Raw genomic sequence first — 5,421 nt, forward strand, 5'->3', positions numbered from 1 at the left:
TGACTTCGGGGCCGGAATGAGCGGCTTGAGAATCCCCCACTCTTCATCTGTCGTATCGGTTGGATACAATTGCATCCTTTGATTCTACTCATATCGATGAGACAGTATTGCCCGACTTCTTACTTTCCAGACAGTCTCTAAAGCGTTAGGGCGTTTCCATCTGAACGCTCAGCCATGTCCCGGAAGGCAGCTTGAGTGGCCGTCTGCCCCCGACCGGCGCAAAGGTGGGTTGCTGCGCCACTGTCTCGCCGTCAGCGTCCGAGTTTGGCGGCGATCAGGTCGCGCATGGTGGTCGGTGGGTGCCCGATCAACTGTTCGAGTGCCGGGTCCACCGGCCCGAATTCGCCGTTGCGGCTGGCGATGGCGTTTCCGAGCATGAACCTCGCCGCGCTGGCCAGCATCCCGCGCGCCTCCAGCTTCGCGCCCAGTTGCTCATCGGGAAAGACGATGCGCTGGACCGGGCGGCCCAGCTCTGTGGCGATGGCAGCGAGGTCGGCCAGGTCGAGCGCCTGCGAGCCGGTCAGCGGTGGCGTCGGCCCCTCGTAGCGGCCCGGATTTGCCATGAGGATGGCCGCCGCCTCGGCCAGATCGGCGTGCGCGGCCCAGGCCACCTTGCCGTCCGCTGGCGCCTCCAGCAGACCAGTATCCAGCGAATTGCCCATCGACATCAGGCCGCTCGACGCATAGAAGCCGTTGCGCAGCGACGTCCATGCCAGGCCGGACTGCCGCAAAAGCTCCTCGGTGGCGGCGTGGTCGACGGCAGGCGCGAAAGCTGAGGTGGGGCTGGCCGCGATCTGGCTGGTGTAGACGACCCGCCTCACTCCAGCAGCGTGCGCCGCTTCGATGGCTGCCTGGTGCTGGGCCAGGGGATCGCCGCCGTACGCCCACGCATTGGACGAGACCATCAGGACCTGGGTGGCTCCCCCGAAGGCGTGTTGCAGGCTGGCAGGATCAGCAAAGTCGCCCTGACGCACCCGAACACCGAGGGCTTCGAGGTCGCTAGCCTTCCGGGGGTCGCGTACACTCACGCCGATCTCGCTGGCAGGCACCAGCTTGAGCAGCGCTAAGACGACGGCGTGGCCCAGTTGGCCGGTGGCTCCAGTGACAATAATCATAGGCTTCTCCTTACTAGAGCAGATGTCATAAAAAGACCCTTTTTATGACCGAGCGGAGCGAGTAGTGTTGACTGAGCAAGGCGCAGAATGGAGGCGCGGGGAGGCTGTTTTCCCCGTGGCGTAATTCGGAGTACTGCTCTAGAAATCAGAGGCGGCTTTGTAGCCTCTTTCCGTTGCTATCAGAAAAATATTAACATGGATAACAACCGATCACAAGGGCTGATTTTCAGGACAGCGGCCCTTATAGTCTGGTGAGATGAGCCGAAAGGAGCAGCGCCCCGAAAACCGCACCGAAGTGAACCCAGCCCACGACAGCACCGGGCTTCGTGAACGCGTCCTGGTCGCCGCCACCGACCTGCTGGCGCGCGAGGGGGCCGAAGCCTTGACGACCCGCGCCGTGGCCGCCGCCGCCAGCATCCAGGCTCCGACGCTCTACCGGCTGTTTGGGGACAAGCGCAACCTGATGGACGCCGTCGCGGAACACGGCTTCTTGACCTACCTGAAGGCCAAACAGGTGCGTGTCTCCGGCCCAGACCCGGTGGAGAACCTGCGCGCGGGGTGGGACCTGCACATCGATTTTGGCCTGAGCAATCCGGCACTCTTCTCTATGATGTCTGGCACGCTCCGTGCAGAAGCCGAGTCACCCGCAGCGGCGGCGGGACTGGAGCATCTCAAACGGCAGATTAAGGCCCTGGCCGTGGCGGGACGCCTGCGGGTGAGCGAGAACCGTGCCGCAGACCTGATGCGCGCTGCCGGTCGAGGCACCGTGCTGACGCTGCTGGAGATGCCCGAGGATCGCCGGGACCTCGGCCTGTCGGAACTGGCGCGTGAAGCCGTGATCGCGGCCATCGTGACGGACCTGAGCGCTGTCAGGGCCGCCGGTGCGGTCGGGGCCGCCGTCACCCTGCGCGCATCGCTGCCAGACGCGCCAGCCCTCACGAATGGCGAGCGGATTCTGCTGACCGAATGGCTGGACCGCCTTGCTCAAAGCCCAGAGCTCAGCTAAAAGATCAGTGCGTGCTGGTGGCAGCGCCTGGCCCCATAAACACAGCAAGATTGTGCAAGACACCCGCTCTCCGGCACGCTACCGTTTGATCACGAAGAACAGCCCCGACACCCGGACGACTGTATGGAGTTGAAGTGTGTGATGGTGCTGGCGGACGATCTGCCGCAGGGCCTGGCCGTCAACGCGGCGGGCGTGCTGGCCGTGACGCTCGGCCACAAGGTGCCCGGATTGCTACCGGACGACGCCTCGACGCCTCCGGGTAACTGCACGCCGGGCTGATCAACGTGCCGCTGCCGATTCTGGTGACAGACCGGGCTGGCCTCCAGGCCCTGAGTGAACGTGCCGCCGCCCAGGCCGACCTGACGCTGGTGGGTTTCAGCGACGTGGCCCAGCACGCCCGGACCTATCAAGCCTACGTCTCTACGCTGGCCCTCACGCCGCCGGAAGCGCTCAGCGACCTGAGCCTGGCCCTATGTGGCCCGAAGAAGGCCCTGAACAAGCTGGTCGGGAACCTGCCGCTGTATGGCCGCGCCCCGGCTGGATAAGCTGCTCTCGCCCACACCTGGCAGGAACATCAGCACACCCCGCCGGAACTGGTCGCAGAGCGCCTGCACGGTGCCCAGATAGCCATCACCAACCGGGTCGCCAACACCGCCGAGGTGCTGGACGCTGCGCCGACCCTGACACTGATCGCGGTGGCGGCCACCGGCTACGAGCACGTGGACGTGGCCGCCTGCGCTGAACGTGGTGTGAGCGTCTGCAACGTGCGCGACTGGTCCATTTCGGTGGCAGAACACGTGTTCGCGCTGATCCTGGCGCTGCGCCGTCAGTTGCCGAGCTACCGGCAGGCGGCGGTGGCGGGGCAGTGGCAGGCGTCGGCCACCTACGGCTTTCTGCTGCCGCCCATGCCGATCACGCTCTCCGGCAGCACGCTGGGCGTCGTCGACTACGGCTCGCTGGGTCGCCGGGTGGAGGCTATCGCCCAGGGCTTCGGGATGAAGGTGTTGATCGCCGAGCACAAGGGCGCACTTCACGTTCGGGCGGGCCGCACAGCCTTCGAGGACGTGCTGGCCCGCAGTCAGGTGCTGGTGATCCTGTGTCCACTCAGCGAGCAGACCCGTGAGTTGATCGGGGCGGCAGAATTGGCGCTGATGCCGCAAGGGGCGCTGCTGATCAACTGTGCGCGGGGCGGCATCGTCAATGAATCGGCGCTGGCCGCTGCGCTGACACGCGGCGAACTCGGTGGGGCCGGGGTGGACGTGCTGTCAGTGGAGCCGCCCACCCACGGCAACCCGCTGCTGGACCTGAACCTGCCCAACCTGATCCTGACACCGCACATGGCCTTTTACAGCCTCCAGTCGCTGGAAACTCTGGCCGGGCAACTGATCGAGAATCTGGAGGCGTTTGAGGCCGGGCAACCGAGCAACATGGTGGATCCCCCGTGAGACGGCGGATGATGCACAGACTCTCGTTTCTCGGGATCTTGTTAGGTCACAGTGCGGTGACTTCTACCGTACCAATGTGCGCTACCCCGGCCTGTTCGATATCGCTCACATAGGTGTGTGACCATCCCACCAACGCGCTCAATCGGATCATCAACGTGGCGTCGGGCCCGTACATTATTCAGTAACGTTGATCGGGTCCGTTAAAATCTTGTGGATGGCGGTCTGATTCAGCGTCATGGTGATCTTCCTGTTTTCAGCCCACACCCTCCCTCTGGTGCTCAGTTGAGTGCGCCTGTGGTCAAGGCAACGCAACCATCCGCTGCTCCCGGTGGTGACGTGAGACGTGGAAGCGCGATCTATTCGCGTTCTGAACGGACTCGCGCCCGATGCTTTGCCATCGTTCCCCTGTTCTGTGCCGCCCAGAGGTGGAGGGGCACCAGGGCAGCGCGGAGGGTCTGACCGAGGTCTGTCAGCTCGTAATCGACTCGCGGCGGCACACTGGGAAACAGCGTCCTTGTGACGATGCCGTCCAGTTCGAGCCGCTTTAAGGTCAGGGTCAGCATCCGCTGCGAGATGCCGTTGACGCGCCGCTGGATCTCGTTGTAGCGCAGCTCGCCCCCGGCCAGTGCGCCGACGACCAGGATGGTCCATTTGTCGCCGACGCTGCTCAGCGCGTCGGCCAGCCCTCTACAGTCTGCGGCTGACAGGGTGTCCTCAGGCACAGGAATGTGCGTTTCGGTCGAAAAAGTGCCTCCTTGCGGTTGGTTTTTCATACGCTCCATACTAGCGCTACGAACAGGTTGTTCGTGACCTCGCCAGAGGTTGGGAGGTATCGACCTGCCATAAGGAGCACATCATGTCAAAGCTATTGGTTGTCAACGCAGGAACACGCGGCGAGTATTCGGTTTCCCGCAATCTCGCCGTGAAGTTCGCCCTGGAGTGGAAGGCCGCGCATCCAGACGGTGAAGTCGTTGTGCGCGACCTCGCCAAGACGGAACTGCCGTACCTGCATCTCCCCTGGCTGAATGCCAGCCTGACGACGCTGGAGGCGCATACACCCGAGATGAAAGAGGTGCTGAAGATGTCCGACGAGCTGGTGGATGAATTGCTGGCGGCGGATCACATCGCCATCAGCACGCCGGTTCACAACTTCAACGTCCCCGCCAACCTGAAGTCCTACGTCGACCACATCGTGCGTAAGGGCCGGACCATCGGCGCGGCTGGGGGGGGCTGCTTCAGGGCAAGAAGGCCACTGTGCTCCTGGCCTCCGGTGGGGTCTACACCGAGGGCTCGCCGATCCGTGACCGGGACATCGCCACCCAGTATCTGCGTCTGATTTTAGGGAACGTCCTGGGCATTCAGGACGTGACCGTCGTCGCGGCGGGCGGCACCAAGGTCATCGATCTGGGACAGCAGACGATGGAGACGTTCCTGCACCCCTTCGAGCCTGCCATCGCCGCAGTGGCGGGCGCGTAATGTCCACTCGCCGCTGCGGCGTGCGACCCCTGGGGGGATAATGACGGCGCTATTGGAACCGGCAGCACCGTTCCAGCTCTCTGAGACGGCCCGCATTGGCGCCGTCGAGCTGATCGTGTCCGACCTGAGCCGCTCACTCGACTTCTACGCGGGGGTCATCGGGCTGAACGTGCTGGCGCAGGGCGGCTCTTCCGCCCAGCTCGGCGTGGCCGCCGAGGGCCGTGTGCTGCTTGAGCTTAGAGCCTATTCGAAAAGTGGTAAACTAGGGCCATGACGACGACGCAGGCACATCAAGCCAAGATAAACGATCAAGCAGTGGTCTGGGAGGTGTCAGATGCGCTGTGGGCACGTCTAGAGCCGCTCCTGGTGATTGACAAGC

At 63.8% G+C, this 5,421-nt stretch carries 8 protein-coding genes and 1 pseudogene; 7 read left to right on the forward strand and 2 right to left on the reverse strand.

Going from position 1 to position 5,421, the window contains the following annotated elements:
* Positions 1–251: 251 nt before the first annotated feature.
* Complete coding sequence (locus tag Q0R23_RS07775; protein WP_293911898.1) at positions 252–1,115, reverse strand: NAD(P)H-binding protein; 864 nt, start codon at positions 1,113–1,115, stop codon at positions 252–254.
* A gap of 256 nt (positions 1,116–1,371) precedes the next feature.
* On the opposite strand from Q0R23_RS07775, the gene Q0R23_RS07780 reads away from it, so the two are divergent.
* The 4 genes and pseudogenes from Q0R23_RS07780 to Q0R23_RS07795 form a co-directional block, all read left to right on the forward strand.
* Positions 1,372–2,121 (forward strand): TetR/AcrR family transcriptional regulator, encoded by a 750-nt coding sequence (locus tag Q0R23_RS07780; RefSeq protein ID WP_293911899.1) that lies wholly within the window; start codon positions 1,372–1,374, stop codon positions 2,119–2,121.
* Positions 2,122–2,244: 123 nt separating this feature from the next.
* Complete coding sequence (locus tag Q0R23_RS07785) at positions 2,245–2,400, forward strand: DUF2000 family protein (RefSeq protein WP_293911900.1); 156 nt, start codon at positions 2,245–2,247, stop codon at positions 2,398–2,400.
* A gap of 5 nt (positions 2,401–2,405) precedes the next feature.
* Positions 2,406–2,666 (forward strand): DUF2000 domain-containing protein, encoded by a 261-nt coding sequence (locus Q0R23_RS07790; protein ID WP_293911901.1) that lies wholly within the window; start codon positions 2,406–2,408, stop codon positions 2,664–2,666.
* A 42-nt stretch (positions 2,667–2,708) separates the two neighbouring features.
* Positions 2,709–3,566, forward strand: a pseudogene (locus Q0R23_RS07795) (NAD(P)-dependent oxidoreductase); the annotation flags it as partial.
* A gap of 356 nt (positions 3,567–3,922) precedes the next feature.
* On the opposite strand, the gene Q0R23_RS07800 reads toward Q0R23_RS07795, so the two are convergent.
* Positions 3,923–4,339 carry a helix-turn-helix domain-containing protein gene (locus tag Q0R23_RS07800; protein ID WP_293911902.1) on the reverse strand — a complete coding sequence of 139 codons (417 nt, stop codon included), beginning with the start codon at positions 4,337–4,339 and terminating at the stop codon, positions 3,923–3,925.
* Between the two features lie 83 nt (positions 4,340–4,422).
* Here Q0R23_RS07800 and Q0R23_RS07805 point away from each other — a divergent pair, with 83 nt between their 5' ends.
* The 3 genes from Q0R23_RS07805 to Q0R23_RS07810 are packed head-to-tail and all read left to right on the forward strand — an operon-like array spanning position 4,423 to position 5,316.
* Positions 4,423–4,902: an NAD(P)H-dependent oxidoreductase gene (locus Q0R23_RS07805; protein WP_366520401.1), complete on the forward strand. Its 480-nt coding sequence runs from the start codon at positions 4,423–4,425 to the stop codon at positions 4,900–4,902.
* Positions 4,821–5,042, forward strand: a complete 222-nt coding sequence (locus Q0R23_RS18500) for a hypothetical protein (RefSeq protein ID WP_366520402.1) — start codon at positions 4,821–4,823, stop codon at positions 5,040–5,042. Before Q0R23_RS07805 ends, Q0R23_RS18500 begins: the two co-directional genes overlap by 82 nt.
* Positions 5,043–5,082: 40 nt before the next feature.
* Positions 5,083–5,316: a VOC family protein gene (locus Q0R23_RS07810; protein WP_293911903.1), complete on the forward strand. Its 234-nt coding sequence runs from the start codon at positions 5,083–5,085 to the stop codon at positions 5,314–5,316.
* The last annotated feature ends 105 nt before the right edge of the window (positions 5,317–5,421 follow it).

This window comes from Deinococcus sp. (assembly GCF_025362455.1).
Taxonomy (GTDB): Bacteria; Deinococcota; Deinococci; order Deinococcales; family Deinococcaceae; genus Deinococcus.